Here is a 26,487-nt window from a genome sequence, read left to right as displayed (position 1 = left end):
GCTGATTACTGTTTCTTGCCGCCCAGCTTGGTGGTCATTTCGTCCAGCAGTTGATTGACCTTGGGCACGGCGGTTTCCAGTTTACCCTGAGTCAGTTGTGCCGAGCGCGCAGTCAGCATAGGCATTTGCTCCATGACTTTCTTACCCAGTGGCGATTCGTAGAAACGAATCAGGTCTTTCAGCTCCTGCTCATTGAAGGTGCTGGTGTACAGCTTGACCATATCGGGTTTGATCTTGTCCCAACCCACCGCCTGATCAAGTGCGGTGTTGGCTTGCGCCTGATAGGTCTCAAGCACAGCTTTCTTGCTTTCCGGAGCTTTTAACTCAGCAAAGCGCTGGGCAAACATGCCTTGTACCTGGGCATAAACCGGTACGGCCAGCTTGTCGGCACGGGCCAGCAACAAGAAGCGCTCCGCATCCGCCGCGTGGCTTTTGGCATCGGCCAGTACCGGGGCACTGGCACATGCCAGAACGAGAGCAACACTTACAGCGGTTAAGCGTGACATAGGTGTCTCCAATTTAATTAACGAGTTTTTGTGACCCGCGTAACAGCATTTTGTGCCCTTGCTCTTGTCACACTCAAGCGAATAGTCAATATTCATGTACCAATGTTCCAGAAAATCATCAGAGCTCATCATCGCGCCAACATTCTGACTGATGTTCGCAGTACAGTTGCTACTGCCCGACCGGAGCGCACACATGGAAGTGTCAATGAACATCTCAGCGGAAGACGCCCTTAAAACATCGCTGTGTGACAGCAAAGGCCAGCTCAACCCGCATGCCATCGGGTTCAGCTCAAGGCCAAGCGTACACTGCGCCATTCCCGGTCACTTTGGCCGCCGCAAGCGATGGAATCACTGGTGCATCACCAGCCCGCAATGGATGCTATCCATCACCCAAGCCGACTTTGACTACATAGGTCTGGCCGCTGCCAACTTTGTCGATCTGATCAGTGGTAAGCACATGGGGTTCAGCCAGACACGTTTATTTGCTAGGGACTGCCATCTGCCCGACCGGCCGTTCGAAAGCCACTCCTTCGAGCATCCACTGCTGCAACTACGCGTTAACGACACCCCCTACAACAGCACCATCACCTTGAGCGCAGCTAATCATGGCGGTGATGTACTGCAAGCGATTCTGCACGTCCAGCGCCCGGCGCACATGGATTCAGCCAATCTGGTTGCGCCGCTGGGGCCTAACAGCTTCCACGCCACCAGCCGCCAGCTGGGCCTGCCCTGCACTGGCACCCTGCAACTTAACAGCAGAATTTATGAGAGCACGGCGGCGCAGAGTTTTGCCTCGCTGGACTTTGGTCGCGGTGTCTGGCCACTCAACAGCCACTGGAAACGCGCAGCCTTCGCCGCCCCTGGAGGAATAGCCGGGAACTTTGGCTCCGGCTGGACCGACCACAGTGGCTTGTCGGAAAACACGCTCTGGTTCGGCGGACAAGCACTGCATCTGGAAAGCCCTGTGAACATTGAGGCTGAATCCACCAACAGCATGGCTGTGCGCCAGTTGCGCAGCGCAGACGGTAAGGTGCAACTGAGCTTTTCGCCCTGCCAGAAACACCAGAGCCGACGCAACTTCGGCCTGCTCTACATCAGCAACTTCCAGTTGTTTGGCCACTTCAACGGCATGCTGCGCGGTGAACACAACGAATGCGTACCGGTGCAGAACGCACTGGGCTGGCTGGGCGAAACCGAAACCCGCTGGTAGTTGCACGCTTATACGGAACCTCTGTCTCTCTCCCGCAGCCTAAATCATGCAGGCAGTGCTACAGCGCCCGGGTATTCCCATGATCTGGAAAACAGGAGACGTGCATGAACCGAACCGAAACTGACAGCATCGGCCCAATCGAGGTGCCGCAGGAAGCCTACTGGGGCGCGCAGACACAGCGCTCGCGGGAGAACTTCGCCATCGGCCAGGAACGTATGCCGTTGGCCGTCATTCATGCCCTTGCGCAGATCAAAAAAGCCGCGGCCCGTGTTAATCAGCGCATCGGCTCACTACCTGCTGAGACAGCACGACTGATTGAACAAGCCGCCAATGAAGTCATTGCAGGCCAGCATGATGATCAGTTTCCGTTGGTGGTATGGCAGACCGGCAGCGGCACCCAAAGCAACATGAACGTCAATGAAGTCATTGCCGGACGCGCCAATGAACTAGCTGGACAGCCCCGTGGCGGTAAAAGTCCGGTACACCCGAATGACCACGTCAACCGGTCCCAAAGCTCCAATGATGCCTTCCCCACTGCCATGCACATCTCCGCCGCACTGGCGATAAATGAGCAACTGCTGCCCGCACTGCATGAGCTGCGTGACGGTTTGCAGGAGCAGGCCCAGCGCTACGACCGCCAGATCAAAACCGGACGCACCCACATGATGGATGCTACGCCCATGACCTTCGGTCAGGAGCTGTCTGCCTTTGTCATGCAGCTGAACTACGCCGAAGATGCCATCAACGCTGCACTCCCCGCCGTCTACCAACTGGCCCAGGGCGGGACTGCGGTCGGCACCGGATTGAACTCACCGCAAGGCTTTGATGCGGCGATCGCCAGCGAACTGGCGGCACTCTGCGGCTTGCCGTTGATCACTGCACCGAACAAATTTGCCGCCCTGGCCGGGCACGAACCGTTGGTCGCCCTCTCCGGCGCGCTGAAAACCTTGGCAGTGGCGCTGATGAAACTTGCCAATGACCTGCGCCTGCTTGGCTCAGGCCCACGGGCTGGTCTGGCTGAAGTGCGCTTGCCCGCCAACGAGCCCGGCAGTTCGATAATGCCCGGCAAGGTCAATCCAACCCAGTGTGAAGCCCTATCCATGCTGGCCTGCCAGGTGCTTGGCAATGACAGCACGCTGACCTTTGCCGCGAGTCAGGGCCACCTGCAGCTCAATGTATTTAAGCCCGTCATCATCTATAACCTGTTGCAGTCGATACGTTTGCTCGCCGATGGCTGCCGAAACTTCCAGCAGCATTGCATTGCCGGACTTCAGGCTGACAGCCAGCGCATGGCGGAACATCTGGAGCGCGGCCTGATGCTGGTTACGGCGCTCAACCCACATATCGGCTACGACAAGGCAGCGCAGATCGCCAAACTGGCCTATGCCGACGGCATTACCCTGCGTGAAGCGGCGTTACAACTCGGTTATCTGAGCAACGACCAGTTCGATGCCTGGGTCCGTCCCGAAAACATGCTCAAGGCAGGCCAACATGAATGATGCGGTGAAAAGCGGTGCAACCCGCCTGGAAGGTGATGGCAAACGTATCCTGATGATTATCGGCTCGCCTAAACGCCGCAGTCTCTGCCACTCACTGGCCGATGCCTGGAGTGCCGGTGCACGCAGCAAGGGCCATATCGTCAGGGAGTTACGCCTGAGCGAAATGAACTTTGACCCTGTCTTGCACAACGGCTATGAGCAAAGCCAAACCCTGGAGCCCGACCTCCTCGAGGCCCAGCGCCAGATTCATTGGGCCGAACACCTGATGGTCGCGTATCCGGTTTGGTGGGGTGGCATGCCGGCGTTGCTCAAAGGTTTTTTCGACCGCACCTTCCTGCCTGGCTTTGCCTTCAAATACCGTAACGACGGTCAGGCCTGGGACAAACTCCTTAGCGAGCGTACAGCCGATGTGCTGGTGACAATGGACACACCTCCTTGGTACTACCGCTGGGTTTACGGCGCGCCCGGACACCGCCAGATCAAGCGCACCATCTTAGGCTTTAGTGGCATCAAAACCCTTCACCTGCACGTGTTTGCGCCTGTGCGTACGGCGACGGAGGATCAGCGTCTTAAGTGGCTGAACCAAGCCGAGAAGCTCGGCAGCCAGTGCTGAGGCACCGCAATCGTTAAGCCAGCCTCCGGCCACGCAAGCCGGCCAGCAACGTAGGCCCCACAGCGGTCAGTGCGGAACCGGCCACTACCAGCAGCGCTCCGGCATACGCCAGCCAGTTCAGCTGCTCCGGGGTTATATAGGCGGGCCACCACTGTGCAGCCAAGGCCACAGCTGCAAACGTCACCAGCGGGGTGATGGCCAACGCAGCACTGACTTTAGAAGCCTCCCAGTGCGCCAGCGCCTCTGCAAACGCACCATAGGCCACCAAGGTATTCAGGCAGCACGCAAGTAATAACCAGCCCTGAACCGGGGTCAACTCAACCAACAGGGCCGGTTGCGCCCATGGCACCAGCAGAGCTGCGCATCCCAGATAGATCACCATCATGATCTGTAATGAGTTCCACACCGTCAGTAACTGCTTCTGCGCCAGCCCATAGAAGGTCCAAATGAAGGCCGCAGCCAAGACGATCAGCACACCTGTTGTGTAAGCCGTCAGTGAACTCAGTAACTCGTGCAATCGCTGGTTGAAGAACAAGCCAAAACCACACAACAACACCAGAAGCCCTACTCCCTGAATCAAACTGAAGCGCTCACGGAAAATCAGCAGACTGCTGCCCAGCAGCAGAATCGGTGCGACCTGAATCACCAGTTGCGTGGTACCGGGACTGAGCAATTGCAGGCCGAACAGATACAGCACGTAGTTACCAGTCAAAGCCAGAATAGCGATCAGCAGCAACCACCGGCCCTTGGTATTCAGCTGCCGAAATGACGGCAAGCGCCGTGTTATCGACAGATAGAGCAGCAGCACACCACCGGAAACCAGCAGGCGATACCAAGTCACGGTGATCGGATCCATGTCGGTCAGTACGGCTTTGAGTTTGATCGGCAAGATGCCCCAGAGGAACGCGGTCAACAGCGTTAGAAACAGGCCATAAAGCCAGCGACCGGACGACGTATGCATAACAGCCTCAGAATCAGCGAATGCAGCATTCTAGAGGCTTGCCTGCTGCCACAACAGCCACAGTCATCTGAGCAAACTGTATTAGCGCCCGACGCCGCCTATCCCAGCCCCAGGACCGTAGGTGCTGCGCACCGCAAAATCAAAATTAGTTAACACTTCGCGCCTATCCGACCATTTATCAGAACAAAGGTGCACAAATTGGCCAGCTCCCGAAAGCATTACTATCGTACCGATATGTTCCTGAGTTCCGTTGATCTTCAGTGAGTTAGGGTCGTTCGCTAAGCCTTATTCAACGTGTGGAATCCGTTTTAAAGCCCCCGAACACGCAACTTCAACATGGGGGCCCAATGGAGATTGGGGATGAATAAGGTTTATCGCTTGGTATGGCGTGCTGCATCGCAATCCTGGGTAGTCGCTTCAGAACTGGCCAGAGGTAAAACCAAAGTTACCAAAGCCGGGCGTCATGGCGATTCCCCGCGACACTCATCTAACTTATTGCCCTCCAAGCTCGCCTTAAGCATTGCCTCGGGGCTGCTGTTCATAACGGCAATGCCTGCCCAAGCGATACTGATGGACTGGACTCCAACCACTGCAGACACCGATTTAATGAACCCAGCCAACTGGACGCCAGAGGAAATACCTGGAGGGGTTAATGACCTGCAGATTAACCGCTCGCCCGCAGCAGTGCTTAAGGACACGTGGGCATCGGCTAAATCAATACAGATTGGTAATAAAGCCGACACCAGTGGCACCCTGGAGCTAAAAAAATCCGGGGAATGGGGATCCGTTGGCATTAGTGCTGAGTTTTTCACGATTGGCTCAGGTGGCGGCATCGGCACCCTCACCGCCTACAACACTGTCGAAGGCAACACTTCAATGTACTTCACCAACGACTTTCATCTGGGAGCGGGGGTCGGCAGTGTGGGTACAATTAATGCGCTGGGTAGCGGCAAATCACTGACCGATTGGAACTTTCACTCCTGTATGTGCATAACCGGCCAGAGCTACAACGGTAGCACTGACTCTGTATTTGCGCTCGGGGCAAATGGTGGGCAAGGCATCATCAATGTCAACGGTGGTGCTCTCGCCACTCAGCAAGGCGTTATAACCGCCGTGGGCATGGGCTCCGGTAGCTTTGGGATTATCAACGTCCTGGCCGGCGGCAAATATGTCTCTGAAGTATTTAATTACGCTACCGGCGTGCACTCATTTGTGATCGGCGCTGGGGGTAACGGCACGCTGAATTTGTTTCCAACAACAACCACCAACCGCAATATGGCCACTGCAATGGCTGGGCTGCAGATCGGCAGCGGCGCAGGAGGCCTAGGCACAGTCAATATTCTGGGCGGTGGCAAACTGGTGAGTCTGAGTGGCTCGCCTGATGTCTGGAACGACCCACCAGAACTCCACGCCCAGGTAGGGGTCAACGGCGGCACGGGCAAAGTCAACATCGATGGCACTGGTTCGATCTGGATGGTGGGTGGACTCGGCACCTACTATGAAGACGACACTACAACCGTAGGTAGCCTTTATCTGGGCCACTCTGGTACAGGGCAGGTAACGCTCAGTAACGGCGGCGAGCTGTTTATCGGCGTGCTTGACATGGTCGTGGTAAGAAACCCCAATAACTGGTCAATTATCGACCCTACGCAATCCGGCCGCTTCCCGGACTACAGCCAGCCTGGCCCGCTGTATATGGCCTATCAGCCAGGCTCTATAGGCATCATCAACTTTGGCAGTGATCCGAATCTAACAATCGGTGGTGCTCAGGTCGGCAAGCTGGTGGCTGAGAAGATTGTCCTGGGCCAAGGCAGTGCCTTCATCAACTTCAACCATACTCAAAACCTACGCTACAGCGACCTGCTCCCTACGCTGGATAGCAGTATGCAAGGCAACGGCACCCTGACCCTCGCCAGCTATGCTGGTACCACACACCTGGATATCGCCCAGCCCGACTTTAAAGGCTTTACCGATATCTACGGCGGCACCTTCTGGGTCGATGACCCACAAGCCCTAGGCTCATCCGTGATACGTGGCCGCTACCACAGCGGGGTGCCTGAGGGTGGCACTCTCGGCTACAACAATGGACTCAACCTCCGCAACTCAATGGAGCTTTATGCCAACGCCAAGCTCAGCCTCAGGGTTGATGGCAGCAACAGTGCCACCCATTCGGGCACGATCAGCGGCAACGGTAATCTGCTCAAGACCGGAACCGGTACGCTCAATCTGACAGCCGCTAACAGCTATACCGGCGTGACTCACATCAAACAGGGCGCATTGGCACTGACTGGCAACAGCAGCATTGCCAACTCGGCTGGGGTGATTGCCAACGGCACGCTGGACATCAGCGACCATACTGGCGACACCTCGATCAAAACACTCTCAGGCAATAGTCAGGTCCTGCTTGGCAGCAACACCTTGAATATCACGGCTGGCAACAGCAACGGCGCTGGCAGTGGTCTGTTCAGTGGCGTCATCAGCGGTGCTGGCGGGCTCACGGTTACAGGCGGCAGCCAGTTCTTGAGTGGTCAAAACACCTGGCAAGGGCCAACCACCGTTCGCAACGCGTCCACACTTGGAGCCGCTGCGACCAACACCTTCAGCCCGGCATCAAGTTATCGGGTTGATAGCGGCGGCCTGTTACTCCTGAATGCTTTTAATCAGCGCATCGACAGCCTCTCCAATGCGGGTAGCGTCGTGCTTAACATCCCAGAAGCCGTCAGCAGCAGACGCCGCACCAGTTTCCGTCCCACCACCCTCACCGTTACCGGAGCCAACACCTATCACGGTGATGGAGGCACGCTGGTTATGCGCACGCAGCTAGGTGACGACAGCTCACCCACCGACAAACTGGTGGTCAACGGCAACACTAGCGGCACTACCCAGTTGCTGATTCGCAATGCTGGCGGCCAGGGTGCACTAACCAATGACGGCATCCGAGTGGTTCAGGTTGACGGTGAGTCAGCGGGCAAATTTGTCTTGGCTGCTCCGGTGGAAGCCGGTGCCTTTGAATATCATCTGCTGCAAGGCCAGCATGACGTACCGGGCAACGGCAACTGGTACCTGACCTCCTCCGGCGAGCTACCTGGTCCCTGCCCTGGCGGCCTGCCTGGCCCGTGTGATGGTAAGGACGACAACGAACCCAATTACCGCTCCGAAGTGGCCAACGTCGTAGCCGGCCAAACCGCCAATATGGAACAGGGCATGCGTATGCTCGCCAGCCTGCATCAGCGGATCGGAGGCGACTACGACCTCAAGGACGAGAACCTGCTCGGCTGGAGCCGCCTGTACTACCTGGATGATCGCTCCGAGGGCGAACGCTTTAATTACAACCAGCGCTTTACCGGTTTGCAATTCGGCCATGACCTGTGGGTACAACACGATGCCAATGGCACCAGCCAGCGCGCCGGTGTCAGCATTGACTACACCCACGCCGAAGCCGACTTTGAGGACCAGGCACGTACACGCAAAGGGCTGGGCAATAAAGATACCGGCAGCATGAGCACCAACACCTTCAGTGCAGGTGGCTACTACACCCTATCCACTGCCGATGGTGCCTACGTCGACACCGTGGCCATGGTTTCCCGTGTGCGCAACGGCTTTACCGATATCTATGACGACAAAGGTACGCAAAAAGGCTGGCGCGTGGGGATTTCGGCCGAAGTCGGCAAGCCCATTGCGACGTTTGCAGATACCTGGAACGTAGAACCGCAGCTGCAGCTCAGCTACCAACACACCCGTTACGAAACCTTTGATGATGAAGTCAGCGTGATGGAAGGCTACAGCGTCAACACCGTTCGCGGCCGCGCCGGATTACGCCTGTACAACGACCTGTCGAAAACCGAAAAACCATCACAAGCTTACGTAATTGCCAACGTCCTGCACGACTTCATCAAACCCACCGAGATCGAGTTCAGTGGCACCAAAGTGCGTGACAAGTACGACAGCACCTCAGGTGAACTGGGCGTCGGCGGGCGTATCGCTCTGAGCAAAACCGCAACACTCTTCGGCGACGCGCGCTACCGTCACTCCTTCGGTGGGGACACCCAAAGCACGGCCCTGAACATCGGTATCCAGATTGATTTCTGAGGTTTTATAGCTGTACTGGTAACTAAAAATCACCACAACTGGAACCATCGTCTACGCTTAATTTAACGCTTGGGGCTCAGCCCCAAAGGACTCACTTGCGACAGGAGACGCTAGGTGCACGCAACACAACCTCCCAGGCCACGGGGTGCTCCTGTACATATCGAAAGCAGCGGTTACACCTTGCGCAGCCTCACTCCGGCCGATGTCACGCCGCGCTTTGTTGAATGGATCAACTCTGCCAGCATGCTCGAAGGCCTGAACCTGCCACCGCTGAACTTCAGCCTGGAACAGTTACAGGCGTTTGTCGCTAGCTTCGACGACCTCAACAACTACTTTATCGGCATCTTCGCGAGTAATGGCCTGTTGCTGGGCTTTTACACCATCGACGTCAATCGCACCCACAAGACCGGCAATATCACCACCGGTATCGGCGAGCCTGAACATCTGGGCAAAGGCGTGCTGTGGGCAACCATTGATGGGCTGCTCAATCACTTTTACCTGTACCGCGACCTAGAAAAAATGACCGCAAGGGTACTCGCCCGTAACCTGCGCATGCTCTTCAACTTCCGCGGCGACCCGCGATTCAAGTTCGAAGCCAAACTCAGCCGTGAATGTTTAGGACCCGATGGAAAACGTCTGGATGTACTGGTGTTCGCCTCACACAAGGATGACTGATGGACGCACTGCTGCTTCCCACTCCTACCTGTAACACCGGACTGGCTCCTCGTTTGGGAGGTTTCACCTGCCTGGCCAGCGCGCTGGACTATGCTGCTGAAGGCGATACCGGGCTGAATATCTACAGCAGCTTGGGCCAGTTAAACCTACGCCTGAGCTATGCCGATTTGCACCAGCAAGCCCTCGTCGCTGCGCAGCATCTGGCAGGGTTGGGCCTTAAGCGAGGCACACGCGTGGGCCTGCCCGGAGAAACCAGTGGGCAGTTTTTCACCTTGTTTTTTGCCTGTCAGTACGCGGGGCTAGTGCCCTGTGTTTTACCCTTCAATCTCAATCCTGGCGGCAAACAGCCCTATCTGCGCCAGTTGCACAGCATGCTCAACTGCGCCAGCGCCGAGCTGTTGATCGCCCCGCAAACACTGCTTGAGTGGTTCCAGCACAACGATCTCAATTTAAATTGCCAAACGCTCACCGAAGATCAGCTCTATAACCTTGCCCCGTGCGCACTACCTGACGCACTCGGGCCGCAGGAGATGGCCTACGTGCAGTTTTCCTCCGGCTCAACAGCCGAGCCCAAAGGCATCCTGATTAGCCAAAAGGCCGTATGCGACAACATTGATGCCATCCTTCATGACGGCATGAACCTACGCAGCAACGACCGCGCTTTCTCCTGGTTACCGATGTACCACGACATGGGTCTGGTGGGCTTCTTCCTTGCTGCGTTGTGTGCGCAGTGCACGGTCGATTACCTGAGTCCGTCCAGCTTCGCCAAACGTCCGAGCCTGTGGCTGCAGTTGATGTCCGCCAACCACAGCAGCATCACCTACGCTCCGGCCTTTGCTTATCACCTTGCAGCAGAGCGCCTGCACGACCCCAGCGGCATTGACCTGACCAGACTACGAATTGCCGGAGTGGGTGGCGAGATGATCCGCTATCCCCTGCTTGAAACCTTCACTGCAGCCCTGAGCCCTTACGGCTTCAGCCCAAGCGCTTGGCTACCCAGCTATGGTATGGCCGAAAACAGCTTGGCGATCGCTATTGCGCGTCCGGGCTTGGGCGCACGACTGAGCTACGGCAGTCCAGACGACCCGCGCGCTTTGGTGTGTTGCGGAACGCCCTTGCCCGGCACACAGATTCGCATCGTCGATGCACACGGTAATGCCGTTGAGCATGGGGAAACCGGCCACATCCGTCTACGCAGCGGCAGCATGATGAACGGTTATCTGACTGCAGACGGTATCGACACCAGCCCGTTTGACGCGTACGGCTTTATCGACACCGGCGACCTCGGCTACTGGCACAGTGATCAACTGGTCATCAGCGGCCGAAGTAAAGAGCTGATTCAAGTGCGCGGGCGCAATCTCTGGCCGCAGGAGATCGAGTGGTCATTGCAACAAGCGGCAGGCTTAGCACCTACAGATGTGGCGGCCTTCAGCGTTGAACAGGAAGATCAGGAACAACTGATAGTCCTCGTCCAATCGCGTCAGCGACATGACCCGATGCTCAGCCAGAACCTTCTCAACCTGCTGCACACCACCCTTAACCAGCACTTCGGTATCAACGCCACCATTCATCTGGTTGCACCGCGCAGCCTGCCGCTCACAACATCCGGCAAGCTGTCCAGACAAAAAGCCAGGGAACACTATCTGCAGGGTGAGTTTTCACTGACCTGAGCGGGTTCTAAACCGGGTTGGTAAACCCACGGGGAGCATGAGATGGACTTTCTGTACGAAGCCAAAAAAATCCTGTCCGGCAGCCTGTTCATTCCCATCGAGAAGATCGCAGATGATGCCGATATCAACGCCACCCACGAAATCGACAGCATCAACTTCGCGTTGATCGTGGTAGAGATCGAAGACTTCCTGAAAACCGAAGTCGATCCCTTGCTACTGCTGGAAATGCGTACCGTGCGTGACCTTGCCAACATCCTGCAAAACGGTGGCCAATGAGCTCGCCACGCTTCGCCGGTGCTTATCACCAAGCGGCCAACTGGCTGTACCAGCTCGCTCAAAGCCACAATGGCAGCAACCTTTGGGTCGACATTAACGACGCCCCGGTTCTGCTGATACAGCGGTTGGCAGAAGCGGACCATGTGCTGCGCTTAAATGCCGCCAACTACCGCAAGAACATGCACTGGTTCCGCCACATGCTCGGCCCTTCACGCTTCAGTGAAGACGGCCCGGCCTGGGACATCCGCCGTGACCTGACACAACATTACCTGGCCAAATTCGACCGCGAGCGCACCTTCAACCTGGCCTGCGCACAAGCCGCAAACACTGTCCGCGAGCTGGCCGGGCACAGCGCCGATGGGGCTGACCACCTCAGCGAGCTGTGTCTGCGCCGCTTGGCAATGTCGGTATTAGTGGAGAACTTCTTCGACGTACCGCTCAACGACACCGGCGTCGACTTGGAACACCTCGCCAGTCTGATGGAGTTCGGTTCCGAATACGCCTTCACCCCCAGCGTAGGCAAAGACATTCTCCAGCATCAACGCCTGCACCTGCTACCAGCGCTACGCCGGCAGATCTTCAACGACTTCCGCCTGTTCCGCAGTAACAGCCTGCCGCCTTCGCCTTTACTCAAAGGGCTGCTAGCCGCTGACCACGACCCCAGCAATAACATCCAGCTGGAACACGAGTTGCTGACCTTCTTCTCCGCTGGAGCCGACACCACAGCGGCTGCTGTAGGCTGGGGCTGTTACCTACTGGCACTGTACCCAGAGCTGCAACAGCAACTGCGCGAGGCCGTTCTGCCGTTTTGGACATCAGGCGATCTAAGCTGGAAGCGGCTCAGCCAGATCGAACTGCTCGAGGCATTTGTCTCCGAAACCCTGCGCCTGTTTCCACCGACGCCCATCGTCACGCGCCTGGCCAACTCCGAGGACGAAATCGACGGCCATCACATCGGGCCAGACTGCAATGTTTCAGTCTCCATCATCGGTATCCAGCATGACGCCCTCCGCCATCCCGACCCGTGGCGTCCGCACCTTGAGCGCTATCGTAACAACGCTTGCGCCGGTGCCAATGTCGGCTTCATCTTTGGCCCGCGAGTCTGCGGCGGTAAAAAATTCGCCCTGATTGAACTGGCCACCTTTATGGCGGTGTTTCTTCGCGATGCCGAACTCACCCTGCTCAGTACTGATCAACCGCGCTTCTACTGGAAGTCGCTGATGCTGCGCGAAGGCGGCCAGCCGGTGCACATCAGCCTGCGCCATTGAAGGGAGTGTCTGCATGCAAACCTGGCTTATCACCGGCGCAACCAGCGGCCTCGGCTACGCTACCTGTGAGCAACTGCTGGCCGGTGGCAACCGAGTGATCGCCTGCAGCCGCAGTATCGAACGGCTGGATGACCTGCAGCAAATTCATGGTCAACTCCTGCTGCGCAAACGTCTGAATATCGATGAACCAATAGCTATTCGCAGCGTAGTCAGCGAAGCCTTTGCTGAGGTCAACCAGATTGATGTCGTACTCAGCAGCGCCGGGTACGGATTATTCGGCGCGGTCGAGGAGCTGCATCAGGATCAGATCGAGGCCCAACTGCGGACCAATCTGCTGGGTTCGATACTGCTGCTTCAGGCCTGCCTGCCTTATCTGCGCGCCCAGGGCTTTGGCCGGCTGTTGCAGGTGTCCAGCGAGTCAGGGGAGATGAGCTTCCCCGCCCTCGCCTTGTATCAGGCCAGCAAATGGGGCATCGAGGGGTTCTGCGAAGGCTTGCGCCAGGAAGTTGAAAGTCTGGGGCTACACGTCACCCTGATCGTACCGGGGCGCGTCGCAACCCGCTTTGATGAGCATGTGGTGAAACAGCGCCAGACTTTATCTGCTTATCAGGGCAGCACCGTCGGCAATTATCGACGCCTGCTGGCCATGGGTAAGTTCCCCAGCCCCGGCTGCGTCCAGAAAATGGCCACAGCTATTATCAACTGCGCCACAATTACCCAGCCGCCACGCCGCCTGATTCTGGGCAGTGATGCGTACAAAAACATCCAACGCGCTCTCAGCCAGCGTCTGCACGAGTTGGAACAGCAACGCGACAGCGCCGCCAGAACAGACCGCTAACGCTGACCCAATCCGCCCGCGAGGGTAGTCTCTGCAACTTTTACTCCCCCCTACTAAGGTCCAGTTTGCCTTGCCCCGGGCTGGTATTGCCCAAAGCACGTTTGTTAGATTGGGTCTATAAGAATAAAACCTCTTATTGCGAGGGCTTTGTATGAACATCAAACGTGAGCGCGATACTTCGACATCGACGCATTACCGCTCCGACCGGATCAGCGCGGTAAACGGGCAATATTTCTTCTCCACTCGCGAAGGTACACTGGAGGGCCCCTTCTTCACGCGGGCAGACGCCGAACGTGAAGTCCAACGCTACATTGACCGGCAAGTGCGGGCCAAAGAGCTGATTACAACGAGTTACTTCTGACTCCCAGCCATAAAAAACCGCGTCATGGCGCGGTTTTTTTATGGCCCGTGCATTCAATCCTTCTTGAATGCGTCCTCAATGGCCTGATTGATCGTGCGTAACACCTTTACCCGGGCAAAGCGTTTGTCGTTCGCTTCAACCAATGTCCAAGGCGCGATCCCTGTGCTGGTGCGGTCCACCATATCACCCACCGCGTCTCGGTAAAGCGGCCATTTTTCACGGTTGCGCCAGTCTTCCTCAGTGATTTTGAAGCGCTTGAACGGAATTTTTTCGCGCTCCTTAAACCGCTTAAGCTGGGTGTCTTGATCGATCGATAGCCAGAACTTAACCAGTACCACTCCGGCGTCGGTTATCTGCTGCTCAAAATCGTTGATCTCTCCGTAAGCGCGTAACCAGTCACTCTGAGAACAAAACCCCTCAACGCGCTCAACCAGTACACGCCCGTACCACGAGCGGTCAAACAGGGTGAATTGCCCACGCGCGGGCAAATGCCGCCAGAAACGCCACAAATAAGGTTGCGCACGCTCTTCCTCGGTCGGTGCAGCAATCGGCACAATCCGGTATTGGCGCGGGTCCAGCCCACCGATTACCCGGCGGATTGCGCCGCCTTTACCAGCGGCATCGTTACCTTCAAAGACCGCCACCAACGAGTGTTTACGCATGCGCTTGTCACGTAGCAAACTGGCCAGTCGGGCTTGCTCGATAGCCAGTTGCTCGTTGTAGTTGGCCTTATCCAGCGACTGCGACATGTCTAGGCTTTCCAGCAGGCCACGCTCGTCCAGACTGGAGATCATTGGTGCTGCGTGAGGGTGAGACGTCACCCGCTCAGTCACCTTCAACGCGGCCTGCAAACCATCCAGCAAGATTCGCCCGACGGTCAGGCTGCGGTAATACTGATCAACCCCTTCCACCACATACCAGGGTGCGTAGTCCCGGCTGGTACGGCGCAACAGACGCTCACCGACTTCGACGAACTTGTCGTAGGTCCGCGACTGCTGCCAGTCCAGAGGGCTAATACGCCAGCTATGCAGCGGGTCATCACGCAGTGCCTTAAGGCGCGCCTTCATCTGTTTTTTGGAGAGGTGGAACCAGAACTTGAAGATCAGCGTGCCTTCATCACTGAGCATGCGTTCAAGGCCTAAGGCACCATCAATGTACTGATCAAGCTGAGCATTTTTAAACAGTCCATGTACCCGCCCCTGCAGCATCTGGCTGTACCAATCACCGAAGAAGATGCCCATGCGCCCTTTCGGCGGCAACTGCCGCCAGTAACGCCAAGCCGGTGGCCGAGCGAGTTCCTCATCAGTTGGCCGGTCAAAGGTATTAACCTGAATCAGGCGCGGGTCCATCCACTCGTTAAGCAGTTTGACGGTCTCCCCCTTACCCGCACCTTCAATACCGTTGATCAAAATCAGCACGGCAAAACGCCCCTGCTGCTTGAGCTCGTACTGAGCCTCAAGCAGGGCCTCGCGCAAGATCAGCGCTTCTTTCTCGTAAACGTCTTTGGCGATGCTGCGGCCAATTTCAGCGGATTCGAACATAACCCCTCCCGACATGATCCCAGCAGATTAGCGGATCAGGCGCTTCATGGGAAAAGCTTATCGAAGCTGGGTTAGCGGCGGGTAATCAGGCCTTGTCGGGCCACCCGAATGAGCTGGCGAACCATGTCTTCTACCTGATCGGCGGCTGGAGACTGGATCACAGCAATATCGAATTGATCGGTTGCAAAACGGGACAGCGACTCACCATCGTGAACGAAGCTGATCAGCAGATTCTTCTGCCCGGTCCAACGCTTCGGCCAGCCGTCCAGATAGCGCAACAGCGTCGGCTGATGACTGCCGCCTAGAAGGATTTTCGGATTGCGCAAAGCCAGCCCGGAAGTAATCGGGGCTAATCGGATGTGCGGTTGGGGACAAAGCATTTATTACATCTCCGCCTCATTGCGTCCGCTGGGCAGCGGTGAGAGGCGACACCGAACCAGCGCTTTAGCGGTATTTCAAAGCCTCTGATGAGTGCTTCTCAGGGTCCTGATCAGGATCATTTCCCGGCGCCCCGCAAGTAGCTGTTTAAATCGGCGCATGGGGCGAGATCGTAGAACTCTGCACATTGAGTGTCAAGAAAGATGCCCGCTACAGACGGCTCGGCGGTCAATTGCAGCCATAAAAAAGCCCACACAAGGTGGGCTTTTGAAACGCGCCGGGCTTATCGAGCCAGGGCATTGTCAATCGACAACTTACCCGCACCTTCAATCAGAATCGCCAGACTGGCTGCCATCAGAGCTAAAGCGAACTCGTAGCCGTTGTTGCTCATAAACAGACCGTTGGCCAAATGCACTTTAACGATTGCAACCAGCATGGTGAACGTCAGGGCCAAGGCCGCCGGGCGAGCCAGCAAACCTACGATTAAAGCCAGACCGCCGAAGAACTCAGCAGCGCCAGAAAGCATGGCCAGGTAATAGCCAGGCGTCAGGCCGATGCTCTCCATCCACTGTCCTGTTCCTTCTAGACCGTAACCACCAAACAGGCCAAACAGCTTCTGCCCGCCATGCGCTACGAAAATGATGCCAACCAAGATGCGCAACAGTGTGATGCCATATCCAGCCTGGGATGAAAGTACGGTATTGGTAAGGGTTTTCATGGTTACAGTCCTTGTTTTGGAATAGGAGGATTCAGATAATCATATCCTGATTTTCGAATGATTCCAGCGCATATTCTGTGTGATTTGTATCTAATAAATAGATATAAATCACACTCAGCAAATATCACTTTGGCTCGAGTAAATAGCGCTCTCGGTCAAATGCCACAAAGTACTTATTGACGCTATTCACGTAGCTAACTACCCCCATACCAATTTGTTCCATGGCTACCCGCTCTACCTGAAAAAACCACTGGTTTGGGTTTAGCCCGCGCCTTCTAGCCTCGGCCCGCATGCTCTGTACCCGCTGTGGCCCTAAGTTGTAACCGGCCAGAATGAACGCCATACGCTCGCGCTCATTGAGTTGTGGGCTATTGAAAAAGTTGCGCCGGATCATGGCCAGATACTTGGCACTGGCCATGACATTGTTATCGAGATTGGCGATGTTACTGACGCCAACGCTGCGGGCTGCCGCAGGCGTGACCTGCATTAATCCCATTGCCCCACCAGCGCCACGTGCTGAGGGGTTCAGGGTTGACTCCTTAAACGCCAGCGCCGCCAGCATCAGCCAATCGAAGTTCTGCGCCTTGGCGTGGCGTTGCAGCACCGGACGCACCCGCTCAAGACGCTGCCTTTCGACCCGCCCCAGTGGGTAATGCACCTTATATAAGCGTCGGTAAACTCGTTGAAATACGGCATCCTGATCCGCGGATGGATGATAGGACTTGATAAAGCGGTCGATACTGGCGCTCAGCATTGGCATATCCCGCCTCGTGTACCAATGCATGGAGCCGTCTTCGAGCAAACGCATATGGCGGTCAACTCGCAACTTGGGCATGACTTTAGCCCAGCGCTCTGCGATGGGTAACTCCACAGCCGTCAGATTGAAGATGCCCGCATGCACCATCTCCAGCACGTCTTCGACGGCCAGAGTCGGATTGACCCACTCAATAATCAGCGGTGCCTTCTTTCGGTCCATCAACTGCTGATTGAGCTCGCGAATGGCATCACCTGCCACACTGCCTGTAGGCAGGGCTAGGCTACGGCCTGAGAGATCTTCAAGATGGCGGTACTGACGATTCCCTTTACGCGCGACGATTACCAGCGACACGTCTTTACGCACTTCAGCGCTGGCGCTGAGGTTGCTGCCACGGGGAACACTCAGCAGCTCACCTGGGGCCACCATATCGCCTTCGCCACGGCGCAAGGCGGCTAAAAGTTGGTCTTTGGGTTTTGGGATCAGCTTCAGCTTGATGGTTCGGCTGTTGCGGTTATTGCTATTGAGTTGGTGCTCAAAGGCACGTAAACGCTGGTATTCGATACCGATGCTCTGCCCTTTGACTTCGCCTGAGCTGTTTCGGCTCTGGTTGATCAGTACACGCAGTTCACCACTACGGCGGATGTCAGGGAGATCGCGTACGGCTTTGGGCTGGTCGACCTCAAGCGGGCCAGACACACGTGCAGACGCTGCAAACGACAGCAAAAACAGGCAGCCTATAAGCAGCACTCTTAGCATCAAGACTCCGGAATCCCGATCAAGGCCGGATCAGTGAAGAAGTGGATGTTAAATGCTGTCATGCAGACCAAAGCTGGATTATTCGGGGCGCGGAGGTTCGCACAGCTTGCCCCGGGATGCCAACCTTGCATGATGAATGACTGCATACAAATGACTTAACCAGTTGTAATTGTTAGGTTTAAATTCGTTTCATGTACGCCCTACCCACTCACCTTTCTCCGTTCAGGCCGATCCATGCAACTCATTGATATTGGCGTCAATCTGACCCACCCCAGCTTCAACGATCGCCACACGGATGTACTCGACAGAGCCCGTGCTGCCGGTGTGTGCCAGATGATCCTCACTGGTACCAGCGTCAGCGAAAGCCAGCAGGCACTTGAACTATGCCAGCAACTGGACAGCACCGGAGAGCGCTTGTTCAGTACAGCAGGGATTCATCCCCATGACGCCAGCAACTGGACCAGTGACACCCACAATCATCTGAAGGCTTTGCTCAAAGAGCCCAGCGTGCGTGCTGTTGGCGAGTGCGGGCTGGACTTCAACCGCGACTTCTCGCCACGCCCGCAACAGGAAAAAGCCCTGGAACTACAACTGGCGCTGGCCGTGGAGCTGCAGCTGCCGGTGTTCCTACACGAACGTGACGCGGGCGAACGGTTGCTGTCGATTCTGCGCGAATTTCGTGACCATCTACCAGCGGCAGTAGTGCACTGTTTTACCGGCGAAAAGGATACGCTCTACCGCTATCTGGACATGGACTTGCACATTGGTATCACCGGTTGGATCTGCGATGAGCGCCGGGGCAGCCATTTACATACACTCGTACGTGAAATCCCTCGCGGCCGCCTGATGCTGGAAAGCGACGCGCCCTACCTGCTGCCGCGCACCTTACGCCCCAAGCCCAAAAACAACCGCAACGAACCCGCGTTTCTGACGGAAGTACTCAGAGAAGTCTCCCTGCACCGGGGTGAAAGCGAAGCAATATTGGCAGCTCACACAACCGCCTGCGCCCGTGATTTCTTCAGACTGCCTAACGTTAGTGAGGCAAATTTCTGCGAACAATGATGGCTTTTTGTTACCTTTGATAAAGATCAATAGCCATCTGCCGATAACCCTTGATACTGGACGCCACTGCCGGTTTAGACAGTGGCGTTACAGTTTCGGTGGCTAATCTGCCTCTCACCAACCTCTGATAAAGAAGATATAAGCATGGGTTCTTGGATTAGCGATCTGTCGCTGAAGTACAAATTCTGGGCCGTCAATGCCGTTGCCTTTTTCACCACCCTGCTCCTTGTGCTGTATTCGATTCATTTGGAATCGCAGGTGCATCAGAGTGCTGCCAAAACTGCAGCCCAGCGTCAGGCGCAGTTGCTCAGCCAATGGCCTACGGCCGAAGCAGTGCCATCTGCCGATAACCTGCTGAGCTTTGCAGCCGGAGAAACACCGCGCTTGCCGGATAACCAGGGTGCAGCTCTGAGCCGGGCGACGGGCTGGGTCGAGCTCAATGGTGCTCAGGGAATTATCGGTGCTGAAGTGATTGCCCGCGCCGACGGTAAACGCCTGGCAGTGCTGGCAAAGGCCCCGGCGCTTATCGATACCTTCTTTGACCGCGCGCTGAGTTACGCGCTGGTTGTCGCGTTGCTGATGATGCTGCTGCTCGCCGCCTCACAGCTGCTTATCCAGTTCCTCTTAAGCCACCTGAACACCTTGAAAGACGTGATGCTGCAGGTGGAAAAGACCGGTGATCTGAACCTGCGCGTGCCGCTTTCCAGCCGCGATGAAGTGGGCCAGATGGCCGGTGCCTTCAATGCCATGCAGTCCGGCTACCAGCGCGTTGTGAGCATTGTCGCGCAGTCCGCCGCCCACCTTGACGACGGTGCAGAGCGCCTGGCCAGCAGCATGCGGGAAGTTCGTCAGGGCATGCTGGAGCAACAAAGCGAAACCGAGCAGGCCGCCACGGCGATCAATGAGATGTCTGCCACGGTGCACCACATTGCCGAGCACGCAGCCGATACCCGCGATCAATCGCAAAATGCAGAGCAACTGGCACGCAGCGGTCAGCAAGTGGTTAACCGCGTTGGCCTGTCGATCTCCGGGCTGTCCAGCGGTGTGCAGCAAACCGCGCAAATGATCGAACAGCTGGCCGCCGACAGCCACCGCATTGGCGGCGTGGTCAGCGAGATTCACGGGATTGCCGAACAGACCAATCTGCTCGCCCTGAACGCGGCCATCGAAGCCGCCCGCGCCGGTGAAATGGGCCGGGGCTTTGCCGTGGTGGCAGATGAAGTACGCAACCTGGCCAAGCGGGTGCAGGATTCCACCAACGAAATCACCGAGATCATCACCACCCTGCAGGCAGGCACCCGCGATGCTGTGGACTTTATGCAGGAAAGCTCGATCAAGGCTGATGAGTGCGTGAAGCAGGCTGAAGAAGCAGGTCAGGCCCTCGAGGCGATTACCGGTTCGGTGGCGCTGATGCGCGAGAGCAACACGCAGATCGCCGTGGCAGCTGAGCAGCAGAGCCAGGTCGCGGAAGAAATGAACCGCACGGTGATCCGCATCCGCGATGTCACTGAAAAAACCGTTGACCAGACCAGCCAGTCGGCTAACACCAGTGTTGAGCTGGCGGGCCTGGCGGGCGAACTCAATACGGCAATTCGTCAGCTCAAAGTCTGACCCTCAGAACGCGGGCTGCTCACTGGCAGCCCGCCGTTCAGGCAAACACTGCAACGGTCTGCCTGCTAATCGCCAATAACGTCCCTTGTGCTGACCACAATGCGGCAGCGACGTGGCCGTAACCATCCCGCGCATGCTCAATGTTGGCCTGATACAGGCACCAGTCCTGCGTCGTCAGCGTGGCTACAGGCTGTACGAACTCAATGGTCCAGGTCAGCGAGCTACCCGCCGCCGGAGCGTTGAGGTAGGACAACAACGCTGGAGGCCAGGCATCAACCAACGCCAGCAAATGAGCCTCATCAACGGCTTCAACTTGTGCCTGCTCGCGCATCCGCACCCAACCACCCATTGTTCGCGAAGGCGTGCCACTGAAAGGTATTCCTCCGTAACACCAGCGCATGGCCAGATAGCGGGTGAACTCCGGCGTCACCCCGGCAATATAGGGCATTTCCTGGCATTCATCGGCTGCCGGCGCTTGTGGCGCAGGTGTTGCGGGCAGATCCAGCACTGATTCGCGCCCGGCCCCAAAACTGCCCTGCACCAGAGTGACCACCTGCCCGTCCTGAACCACCCTTCCCATTAGTTGGCTGACAGCCCGGCCCTCGCGCAAGACCTCAACTTCAAAGCTCAGCGGCACATTGGCTGCAGCAGGGCCAACAAAAGTAATGGCCAGCGAGCGTACCGGCCGCTCAGCGCCGACCTTGGCGCGCATCGCCTGGTAGATCATGGCTGCCACCAAACCGCCGAAACTGGCACGCCCCTGCCCCCACTGTGGCGGGATCGTGACCGAATCCGGGTTATCCCTGACTGCCTGTAATAAGTGTGAAAACTCCATCTGCACGCACCTCAAGCCACATGAGGGCACGATCATAGGTCAAAGATGAAAATACCTAACAGGTCATTTCGGCCAAAGACGCGTGCGTAAACCTAGCCTTTAACGGTGCCAGCGACTGAACAGCCGATCAGTAGCCAATTGCGCTAGTGCTTCATCCGCGAGCGTCTGCGCCGCATACATAGCCTGCTGCCAGGTGTCGGCACAGGGTTGCAGATCGGTTTCGACTTCAGCCCGGCTCAGCCATTGCAGGTGATCGTGCCAATCGCCAAGGGCCGACTGTGCACGTTTGAGACCGACATGGCCGGCCTGTTCAGGTGCATACGCCTCAAGGGCATAGCGCAAGCGCTTGACCAGCAAACGCAGCTGATGTCGATCGTGGGCGGGATCATTCAAGGCGGCGTAGAGTCGTTTGCTGTCTTTGCGGATGCGCTTATCGACACACTGGCGCACCTGCTCAGGGTGATCCTCCAGGCCTGACTCACGCCAGGCCTGCGGCCACTGATCCAACAAGCTGAACAGCTGACTCAATTGGCGACTTTTGATCAGCCCTGTGTAAGCGGTCCGCAACCGCGCTAAGCGTACATCCGCAGCGGCGCTCAGGCCTTGCTTGCGCAAGTAGGCTTGCAGCACCTCCAGATCACGCACTGGCCCGCTGAGGCGGCCGAATTGTGCGGCTGCCTCAGACAGCTCATCACAGCGGGCCAACCCGCGCAGTGGCCTTAACAGGCTTCGTAGCTGACGCAGCGCAATACGTAAATCATGCAGGGCCTCTCCGTCGGTGGCAGCGACCAGCCGCTCGCGGCAGGCATACAACCTGATTTGCAAACTCAACACGTGCTTCAGCACATCCACTTCGATTGCAGACATTGAACGCTCCTTGTGCAGTCCGAACTGCACAGACTACGCCTCAAGAATATTCCTACAAGCCTCCTCGACTGACACGCCTGTCTAATCGTGGAAACACCCAAGGTAATGCGCGACGTAGCGACTTAAGGCGCTGCCGCAGTTGCTGCTCCGAATGCTCACCGGCTCCATAACGCATGGCCTCAAAGGCACCGGCAAATGCCCGGATGGCCTCGGCCTGCTCCGGCAACTGAGCAGCCGCACGTTCAGCCAATGCCCGAGCGCCCTCACCGGGATACGAATCGACGCCGTGACGTGCCAATAGCGCTAAATACTTCAGGTAAAGGCGTTTACTGACATCCCGCTCACGCCGCCAGGGCTTAAACAACCACAGCGCCAGTAAGCTCAGTATCAGGGCAGCGCTGCCGACCAGTGCGACTGCCACCCGCGGAGCATCAATACGCCCCAACCAGCGCTGGATAAACGCTAACTGTTGCTCTGTCTGGTAATTCAACACCCAACGCTGCCAGCCGTAGTTGAGGTTGTCCCAGTTCATGCGCAGGTCATTCAACCAGCCCAGGTCGCGGTAGCGCAGCGGTGAAAAGGGGGAACCTTCAAGAAAGCTCTGCTCTTCCGCAATGGCCTCTTCGAGCCCCTGCTCAATGCGTTGCGGGGCCACCTGAAAGGTCGGATCAACCGACACCCAGCCCCGCCCCTGCTGCCAATACTCAACCCAGGCATGGGCATCGAATTGACGTACCTGCACATAATTGCCCGCCGGGTTGTACTCGCCGCCCTGATAACCCGCCACAACCCGCGCAGGAATACCCGCCGCACGTAGGATAAAGGTCATCGCCCCGGCGTAATGGGCGCAGAAGCCACGGCGGCTGTCGAACAGAAACTCATCAATCGAGTCCTGCCCCAGTAACGGCGGGCGTAAGGTGTAGACGAAGGGTTCGCGGTTGAAATGCTGTAGTAGCTGTTGCACCAGCTGATCAGGCTGCGGGAACTGCTGCTGCAGCTCAGCTGCCCAGGCCCGACTGCGCGGATCGCCAGCCTCAGGCAACTGCAGCGCATGCCTGCGGTTCACCGCGCTCAGCTCAAGGTCACGCAGCGCTTCTGGCCAAGATTGCGCCTGATACTGCAAAGGCCGCTCGATGGGCTTTCTGTGCTGCAAGCGGAAGTCGCTCATCTGCCGCGTGGCTTCCTGACTGGTCTGCGCTACATCCAGCGCAAACAACCAAGGCTTAGCGCTAGGCTGCATGATGATGCTGTAACTCAGGCTGTCACCTTGCTTCTGCCAGGGCGACGCTGGGGCGAACTTGTTATAGCCCGACTGAGACCAGCGGCGACCATCAAACTGATCCAGTGTCAGCGCCCGCCAATACAACTCGCTGCGGTGCGGGGTCTGCCCCTCAAAGCTGGCCCGGAACGCCAGCGCATCGGAGCGGCTCAGATCAGCAATATCCGCGGGCGACATGCTGTCCGACAGGCCGCTTTGGGCCTTGTTATCCGCCACCGGCAAGGACCACAGCGGTCCAATCCGAGGGAAGAACACGAACAGCAGCAACATGATTGGTAAGGCCTGCAGCAACAGACTTCCAGCCAGACGAGCAGTCGGCCAGGGCTGACTGGCCAATGAACTTTGCTGTAGGCCAATCAGCGCCGCTAGCAAGGCCGCTACCGGCAATACGCTGTATACAGCCGCCAGCAGGCTGTCGTTAAACAGATAGGCTGCAGCCACGCTAAAAAAGCCGAGCAGAATCACCACCAGCGCATCACGCTGGCTCTTCATTTCCAGCATTTTCAGGATAAATGCGGCTATCAATACCGCCACACCGGCATCCAGCCCCACCAGCGTTCCCCGCGACAGCATCACGCCCGCCCCGGTCGCCACTATCAATCCGGCTTTGATCAACGGACCGGGATAGCGTGCGCGCATGCGGTAAATCTGCACTCGCCACAGCGCACAGCCGAGCCACAGCAGCATGATCCAAACCGGCAAATAAGCCAGGTGCGGCACGATCACCAGCACCTGAGCGACCATCAGCCAGATCAGGCTGATACGTGGAATCGCTGCGCTCTGGCTCATGCAGGCTGCCCAAACAAAGCCAGCGCCCGCAGACAGGTCTCGCGCTGCTGCTCGCCGCTGGCAACGGGCACCTGCTGCCCAGGCAAACTCAGGCCATAACCGAGCTGCGCCGCATCCAGTTTCAACACCCAGTAGCAGAGCAGCGAAAGCCGGGCCTCGGTATCGCCACCTAAGGCGTCAAAATCCAACAGCCAGTCGCGCCCACTGATGGCAGCAAAGTCCTTAACCAGCAACCCCTGGCCACGGGAATAGGCTTTCCAGTGCAGACGACGCTTCGAATCACCCGCTTGGTAGGTGCGTAGCCCCTGATAATCGTCCACGCCTGCACCGGAAACTGTGCGTCCCTCCTCGTCGGCATCCTCATCAAGCCCGCCGTTTTGTGTCAGCTCGCCCTCCACAGGGCGCGGATAGACCAACACCCGCTGATCAAGATCCACCCAACTCCAAGCCACCAGAATGCCCAGCGGGAAGCGGCTTTCCACGCGCAAACGTGACGGTTTAAGCCATCCCCGCTGCTGCGTCGCATGGCTTAACTGACACTCACAGCTCGCTGCGGGCGCTACATCCACGGTCAACAGCGGTTGCGGCGGCCAGCCAATGCTAATGGCCTGATGTACCTTGTCCTGGCTCTCAAGAACGATGCCGAATGCTGCCTCCTCGCCCGCAAAAACCGCAGGCGAGCGTCCGGCCTTAAGCCGCAGCCCGGCCAGGTTGCGATAGGTGTGCAGAATCGCCACGACAAAGACAGCAGCCAGCAGAAATGTCAGGGCATAGGCCAGGCTGTTCTGATAGTTAATGCCCATCAGCAGCATCAACAGCAGCGCCGCCATGTACGCCACACCCACCCGAGTCGGGATGATGAAAATCCGCCGCTGATTGAGCTGTACGCTGCTGGCCGCCGGAATCCGCTTGGCCAACCACCGCCCCCACACTGTACGGGCACGGGCTATCACAGCACCGGCACCTCTCGCAGCAAACCTTGCACCAGCGGGCCGCCCTGCCCCGAAGCCTCCGCCGGCTCACGCAAGCGATGGCCAGCCACCGCTGGCAGCACCGCCTGCACATCTTCGGGAATTACATAATCACGTCCGGCCATAAAGGCCCATGCTCTTGCCGCCGCCAGCAGCGCCAGACTCGCCCGTGGCGACAGGCCTGAAGTGAATTGCGCCTGAGTACGGGTGGCATCGACCAGCCGCAAAATGTAATCCAGCAAGGCGTCACTGGCCCTGACAGTCGGTATCAGCGTCTGTATCTCAGCCAGTTCGCGGTGATCCAACAAGGGCTGCAAAGCAGGCAACAATGTACGTCGCCCTTCGCCTTGCAAGAGCGCCTTCTCAGCAGCATGAGCCGGGTAACCTAAACAGATGCGCATCAGAAAGCGGTCTAGCTGAGACTCGGGCAAAGCAAAGGTGCCACCCTGATTGGCCGGATTCTGGGTCGCGATGACAAAGAATGGATCCGGCAGAGGCCGAGTCGCACCCTCAATCGTCACTTGCCCCTCTTCCATGGCCTCAAGCAAGGCACTCTGGCTTTTCGGGGTGGCACGGTTGATTTCATCTGCCAGGACCAGTTCGGCGAAGATTGGCCCGGGATGAAATACAAACTGCCCGCTTTCCCGGTCAAACACCGAAGTGCCAAGAATGTCGCCGGGCAGTAAGTCAGAGGTGAACTGAATCCGCTGAAAGCTCAGCCCCAGAACACGGGCCAGGGCGTGGCTGAGGGTGGTTTTGCCCATACCGGGCAAGTCTTCGATGAGCAGATGACCACGGGCCAACAGGCAGGCCATAGCCAATCTGACCTGTCCCTCCTTGCCCAGCACCAGTTGGTTAACCGCGTCCAGACAGGCTTCGAGCTTTGTTCGCATCGTCCACTCCTTAGTGAAGGTGGGACGATGCTACTTGCAGGCGCGCTCGGGGCAAAGGGCCATG

At 57.4% G+C, this 26,487-nt stretch carries 23 protein-coding genes; 12 read left to right on the top strand and 11 right to left on the bottom strand.

The window, feature by feature from the left end; all coding sequences use genetic code 11:
• Positions 1-5 precede the first annotated feature (5 nt).
• Positions 6-506, bottom strand: a complete 501-nt coding sequence (locus AO726_RS13810) for a DUF2059 domain-containing protein (RefSeq protein WP_058068639.1) — start codon at positions 504-506, stop codon at positions 6-8.
• Positions 507-711: 205 nt separating this feature from the next.
• Between AO726_RS13810 and AO726_RS13805 the strand changes: the two genes are divergently transcribed.
• The 3 genes from AO726_RS13805 to AO726_RS13795 all read left to right on the top strand — a co-directional run bounded on the left by AO726_RS13805 (position 712) and on the right by AO726_RS13795 (position 3,828).
• Positions 712-1,716 (top strand): DUF2804 domain-containing protein, encoded by a 1,005-nt coding sequence (locus AO726_RS13805; RefSeq protein ID WP_058068842.1) that lies wholly within the window; start codon positions 712-714, stop codon positions 1,714-1,716.
• A gap of 104 nt (positions 1,717-1,820) precedes the next feature.
• Positions 1,821-3,215, top strand: a complete 1,395-nt coding sequence (locus tag AO726_RS13800; protein WP_058068638.1) for a class II fumarate hydratase — start codon at positions 1,821-1,823, stop codon at positions 3,213-3,215.
• Positions 3,208-3,828 carry an NAD(P)H-dependent oxidoreductase gene (locus tag AO726_RS13795; RefSeq protein WP_058068637.1) on the top strand — a complete coding sequence of 207 codons (621 nt, stop codon included), beginning with the start codon at positions 3,208-3,210 and terminating at the stop codon, positions 3,826-3,828. Before AO726_RS13800 ends, AO726_RS13795 begins: the two co-directional genes overlap by 8 nt.
• Positions 3,829-3,841: 13 nt before the next feature.
• On the opposite strand, the gene AO726_RS13790 is transcribed toward AO726_RS13795, so the two are convergent.
• Complete coding sequence (locus tag AO726_RS13790; protein WP_058068636.1) at positions 3,842-4,789, bottom strand: DMT family transporter; 948 nt, start codon at positions 4,787-4,789, stop codon at positions 3,842-3,844.
• Positions 4,790-5,149: 360 nt separating this feature from the next.
• Here AO726_RS13790 and AO726_RS13785 point away from each other — a divergent pair, with 360 nt between their 5' ends.
• The 7 genes from AO726_RS13785 to AO726_RS13755 all read left to right on the top strand — a co-directional run bounded on the left by AO726_RS13785 (position 5,150) and on the right by AO726_RS13755 (position 13,966).
• A complete protein-coding gene (locus AO726_RS13785; RefSeq protein WP_058068635.1) occupies positions 5,150-8,878 on the top strand; it encodes an autotransporter outer membrane beta-barrel domain-containing protein in 3,729 nt (1,242 codons plus the stop codon).
• Positions 8,879-8,992: 114 nt separating this feature from the next.
• Positions 8,993-9,553: a GNAT family N-acetyltransferase gene (locus tag AO726_RS13780; protein ID WP_058068634.1), complete on the top strand. Its 561-nt coding sequence runs from the start codon at positions 8,993-8,995 to the stop codon at positions 9,551-9,553.
• The gene (locus AO726_RS13775; protein ID WP_058068633.1) at positions 9,553-11,223 is read left to right on the top strand and encodes an AMP-binding protein; all 1,671 of its coding nucleotides are present in this window, start codon (positions 9,553-9,555) and stop codon (positions 11,221-11,223) included. Before AO726_RS13780 ends, AO726_RS13775 begins: the two co-directional genes overlap by 1 nt.
• Before the next feature lie 42 nt (positions 11,224-11,265).
• Complete coding sequence (locus AO726_RS13770) at positions 11,266-11,499, top strand: acyl carrier protein (RefSeq protein ID WP_058068632.1); 234 nt, start codon at positions 11,266-11,268, stop codon at positions 11,497-11,499.
• Positions 11,496-12,767 carry a cytochrome P450 gene (locus tag AO726_RS13765; protein WP_058068631.1) on the top strand — a complete coding sequence of 424 codons (1,272 nt, stop codon included), beginning with the start codon at positions 11,496-11,498 and terminating at the stop codon, positions 12,765-12,767. Before AO726_RS13770 ends, AO726_RS13765 begins: the two co-directional genes overlap by 4 nt.
• Positions 12,768-12,780: 13 nt before the next feature.
• Positions 12,781-13,605 carry an SDR family oxidoreductase gene (locus AO726_RS13760; RefSeq protein WP_058068630.1) on the top strand — a complete coding sequence of 275 codons (825 nt, stop codon included), beginning with the start codon at positions 12,781-12,783 and terminating at the stop codon, positions 13,603-13,605.
• Between the two features lie 151 nt (positions 13,606-13,756).
• On the top strand, positions 13,757-13,966 hold the full coding sequence (locus AO726_RS13755; protein WP_058068629.1) for a DUF6316 family protein: 210 nt from the start codon (positions 13,757-13,759) through the stop codon (positions 13,964-13,966).
• Between the two features lie 53 nt (positions 13,967-14,019).
• On the opposite strand, the gene pap is transcribed toward AO726_RS13755, so the two are convergent.
• From pap to AO726_RS13735, 4 genes are all read right to left on the bottom strand, one after another.
• The gene (pap, locus tag AO726_RS13750) at positions 14,020-15,507 is read right to left on the bottom strand and encodes a polyphosphate:AMP phosphotransferase (RefSeq protein ID WP_058068628.1); all 1,488 of its coding nucleotides are present in this window, start codon (positions 15,505-15,507) and stop codon (positions 14,020-14,022) included.
• 71 nt (positions 15,508-15,578) lie between these two features.
• Positions 15,579-15,887 carry a hypothetical protein gene (locus AO726_RS13745; protein WP_058068627.1) on the bottom strand — a complete coding sequence of 103 codons (309 nt, stop codon included), beginning with the start codon at positions 15,885-15,887 and terminating at the stop codon, positions 15,579-15,581.
• A gap of 281 nt (positions 15,888-16,168) precedes the next feature.
• The gene (locus AO726_RS13740) at positions 16,169-16,603 is read right to left on the bottom strand and encodes a DoxX family protein (RefSeq protein ID WP_058068626.1); all 435 of its coding nucleotides are present in this window, start codon (positions 16,601-16,603) and stop codon (positions 16,169-16,171) included.
• A 124-nt stretch (positions 16,604-16,727) separates the two neighbouring features.
• On the bottom strand, positions 16,728-18,116 hold the full coding sequence (locus AO726_RS13735) for a transglycosylase SLT domain-containing protein (protein ID WP_058068625.1): 1,389 nt from the start codon (positions 18,114-18,116) through the stop codon (positions 16,728-16,730).
• 234 nt (positions 18,117-18,350) lie between these two features.
• On the opposite strand from AO726_RS13735, the gene AO726_RS13730 reads away from it, so the two are divergent.
• Together AO726_RS13730 and AO726_RS13725 are read left to right on the top strand one after the other, a co-directional pair.
• Positions 18,351-19,178, top strand: coding sequence for a TatD family hydrolase (locus AO726_RS13730; RefSeq protein WP_058068624.1), 828 nt, complete (start codon positions 18,351-18,353; stop codon positions 19,176-19,178).
• Positions 19,179-19,322: 144 nt separating this feature from the next.
• Positions 19,323-20,789, top strand: a complete 1,467-nt coding sequence (locus AO726_RS13725; RefSeq protein WP_058068623.1) for a methyl-accepting chemotaxis protein — start codon at positions 19,323-19,325, stop codon at positions 20,787-20,789.
• Positions 20,790-20,826: 37 nt separating this feature from the next.
• Here AO726_RS13725 and AO726_RS13720 read toward each other — a convergent pair whose 3' ends face one another.
• The 5 genes from AO726_RS13720 to AO726_RS13700 all read right to left on the bottom strand — a co-directional run bounded on the left by AO726_RS13720 (position 20,827) and on the right by AO726_RS13700 (position 26,423).
• Positions 20,827-21,624 carry an acyl-CoA thioesterase gene (locus AO726_RS13720; RefSeq protein WP_058068622.1) on the bottom strand — a complete coding sequence of 266 codons (798 nt, stop codon included), beginning with the start codon at positions 21,622-21,624 and terminating at the stop codon, positions 20,827-20,829.
• Positions 21,625-21,723: 99 nt separating this feature from the next.
• A complete protein-coding gene (locus AO726_RS13715) occupies positions 21,724-22,491 on the bottom strand; it encodes a CHAD domain-containing protein (RefSeq protein WP_058068621.1) in 768 nt (255 codons plus the stop codon).
• A 52-nt stretch (positions 22,492-22,543) separates the two neighbouring features.
• Positions 22,544-24,559: a transglutaminase family protein gene (locus AO726_RS13710; protein ID WP_058068620.1), complete on the bottom strand. Its 2,016-nt coding sequence runs from the start codon at positions 24,557-24,559 to the stop codon at positions 22,544-22,546.
• Positions 24,556-25,512: a DUF58 domain-containing protein gene (locus tag AO726_RS13705; protein ID WP_058068619.1), complete on the bottom strand. Its 957-nt coding sequence runs from the start codon at positions 25,510-25,512 to the stop codon at positions 24,556-24,558. Before AO726_RS13705 ends, AO726_RS13710 begins: the two co-directional genes overlap by 4 nt.
• Positions 25,509-26,423, bottom strand: coding sequence for an AAA family ATPase (locus AO726_RS13700; RefSeq protein ID WP_058068618.1), 915 nt, complete (start codon positions 26,421-26,423; stop codon positions 25,509-25,511). Before AO726_RS13700 ends, AO726_RS13705 begins: the two co-directional genes overlap by 4 nt.
• Positions 26,424-26,487 lie beyond the last annotated feature (64 nt).

Origin of the sequence: Pseudomonas sp. TTU2014-080ASC, from assembly GCF_001446935.1 — a bacterium.
Taxonomy (GTDB): Bacteria; Pseudomonadota; Gammaproteobacteria; order Pseudomonadales; family Pseudomonadaceae; genus Aquipseudomonas.
This window is presented reverse-complemented; position numbering and strand designations above follow the sequence as displayed.

Excerpts from the sequence above, each read along its gene's own strand:
- AO726_RS13700 (WP_058068618.1), bottom strand. The coding sequence starts at position 26,423 with ATGCGAACAAAGCTCGAAGCCTGTCTGGACGCGGTTAACCAACTGGTG.
- AO726_RS13745 (WP_058068627.1), bottom strand. The coding sequence starts at position 15,887 with ATGCTTTGTCCCCAACCGCACATCCGATTAGCCCCGATTACTTCCGGG.
- AO726_RS13770 (WP_058068632.1), top strand. The coding sequence starts at position 11,266 with ATGGACTTTCTGTACGAAGCCAAAAAAATCCTGTCCGGCAGCCTGTTC.
- AO726_RS13775 (WP_058068633.1), top strand. The coding sequence starts at position 9,553 with ATGGACGCACTGCTGCTTCCCACTCCTACCTGTAACACCGGACTGGCT.
- AO726_RS13785 (WP_058068635.1), top strand. The coding sequence starts at position 5,150 with ATGAATAAGGTTTATCGCTTGGTATGGCGTGCTGCATCGCAATCCTGG.
- AO726_RS13725 (WP_058068623.1), top strand. The coding sequence starts at position 19,323 with ATGGGTTCTTGGATTAGCGATCTGTCGCTGAAGTACAAATTCTGGGCC.
- AO726_RS13760 (WP_058068630.1), top strand. The coding sequence starts at position 12,781 with ATGCAAACCTGGCTTATCACCGGCGCAACCAGCGGCCTCGGCTACGCT.
- AO726_RS13800 (WP_058068638.1), top strand. The coding sequence starts at position 1,821 with ATGAACCGAACCGAAACTGACAGCATCGGCCCAATCGAGGTGCCGCAG.
- AO726_RS13765 (WP_058068631.1), top strand. The coding sequence starts at position 11,496 with ATGAGCTCGCCACGCTTCGCCGGTGCTTATCACCAAGCGGCCAACTGG.
- AO726_RS13740 (WP_058068626.1), bottom strand. The coding sequence starts at position 16,603 with ATGAAAACCCTTACCAATACCGTACTTTCATCCCAGGCTGGATATGGC.
- AO726_RS13715 (WP_058068621.1), bottom strand. The coding sequence starts at position 22,491 with ATGTCTGCAATCGAAGTGGATGTGCTGAAGCACGTGTTGAGTTTGCAA.
- pap (WP_058068628.1), bottom strand. The coding sequence starts at position 15,507 with ATGTTCGAATCCGCTGAAATTGGCCGCAGCATCGCCAAAGACGTTTAC.
- AO726_RS13755 (WP_058068629.1), top strand. The coding sequence starts at position 13,757 with ATGAACATCAAACGTGAGCGCGATACTTCGACATCGACGCATTACCGC.
- AO726_RS13710 (WP_058068620.1), bottom strand. The coding sequence starts at position 24,559 with ATGAGCCAGAGCGCAGCGATTCCACGTATCAGCCTGATCTGGCTGATG.
- AO726_RS13720 (WP_058068622.1), bottom strand. The coding sequence starts at position 21,624 with ATGGAGTTTTCACACTTATTACAGGCAGTCAGGGATAACCCGGATTCG.
- AO726_RS13810 (WP_058068639.1), bottom strand. The coding sequence starts at position 506 with ATGTCACGCTTAACCGCTGTAAGTGTTGCTCTCGTTCTGGCATGTGCC.
- AO726_RS13795 (WP_058068637.1), top strand. The coding sequence starts at position 3,208 with ATGAATGATGCGGTGAAAAGCGGTGCAACCCGCCTGGAAGGTGATGGC.
- AO726_RS13735 (WP_058068625.1), bottom strand. The coding sequence starts at position 18,116 with ATGCTAAGAGTGCTGCTTATAGGCTGCCTGTTTTTGCTGTCGTTTGCA.
- AO726_RS13805 (WP_058068842.1), top strand. The coding sequence starts at position 712 with ATGAACATCTCAGCGGAAGACGCCCTTAAAACATCGCTGTGTGACAGC.
- AO726_RS13790 (WP_058068636.1), bottom strand. The coding sequence starts at position 4,789 with ATGCATACGTCGTCCGGTCGCTGGCTTTATGGCCTGTTTCTAACGCTG.
- AO726_RS13730 (WP_058068624.1), top strand. The coding sequence starts at position 18,351 with ATGCAACTCATTGATATTGGCGTCAATCTGACCCACCCCAGCTTCAAC.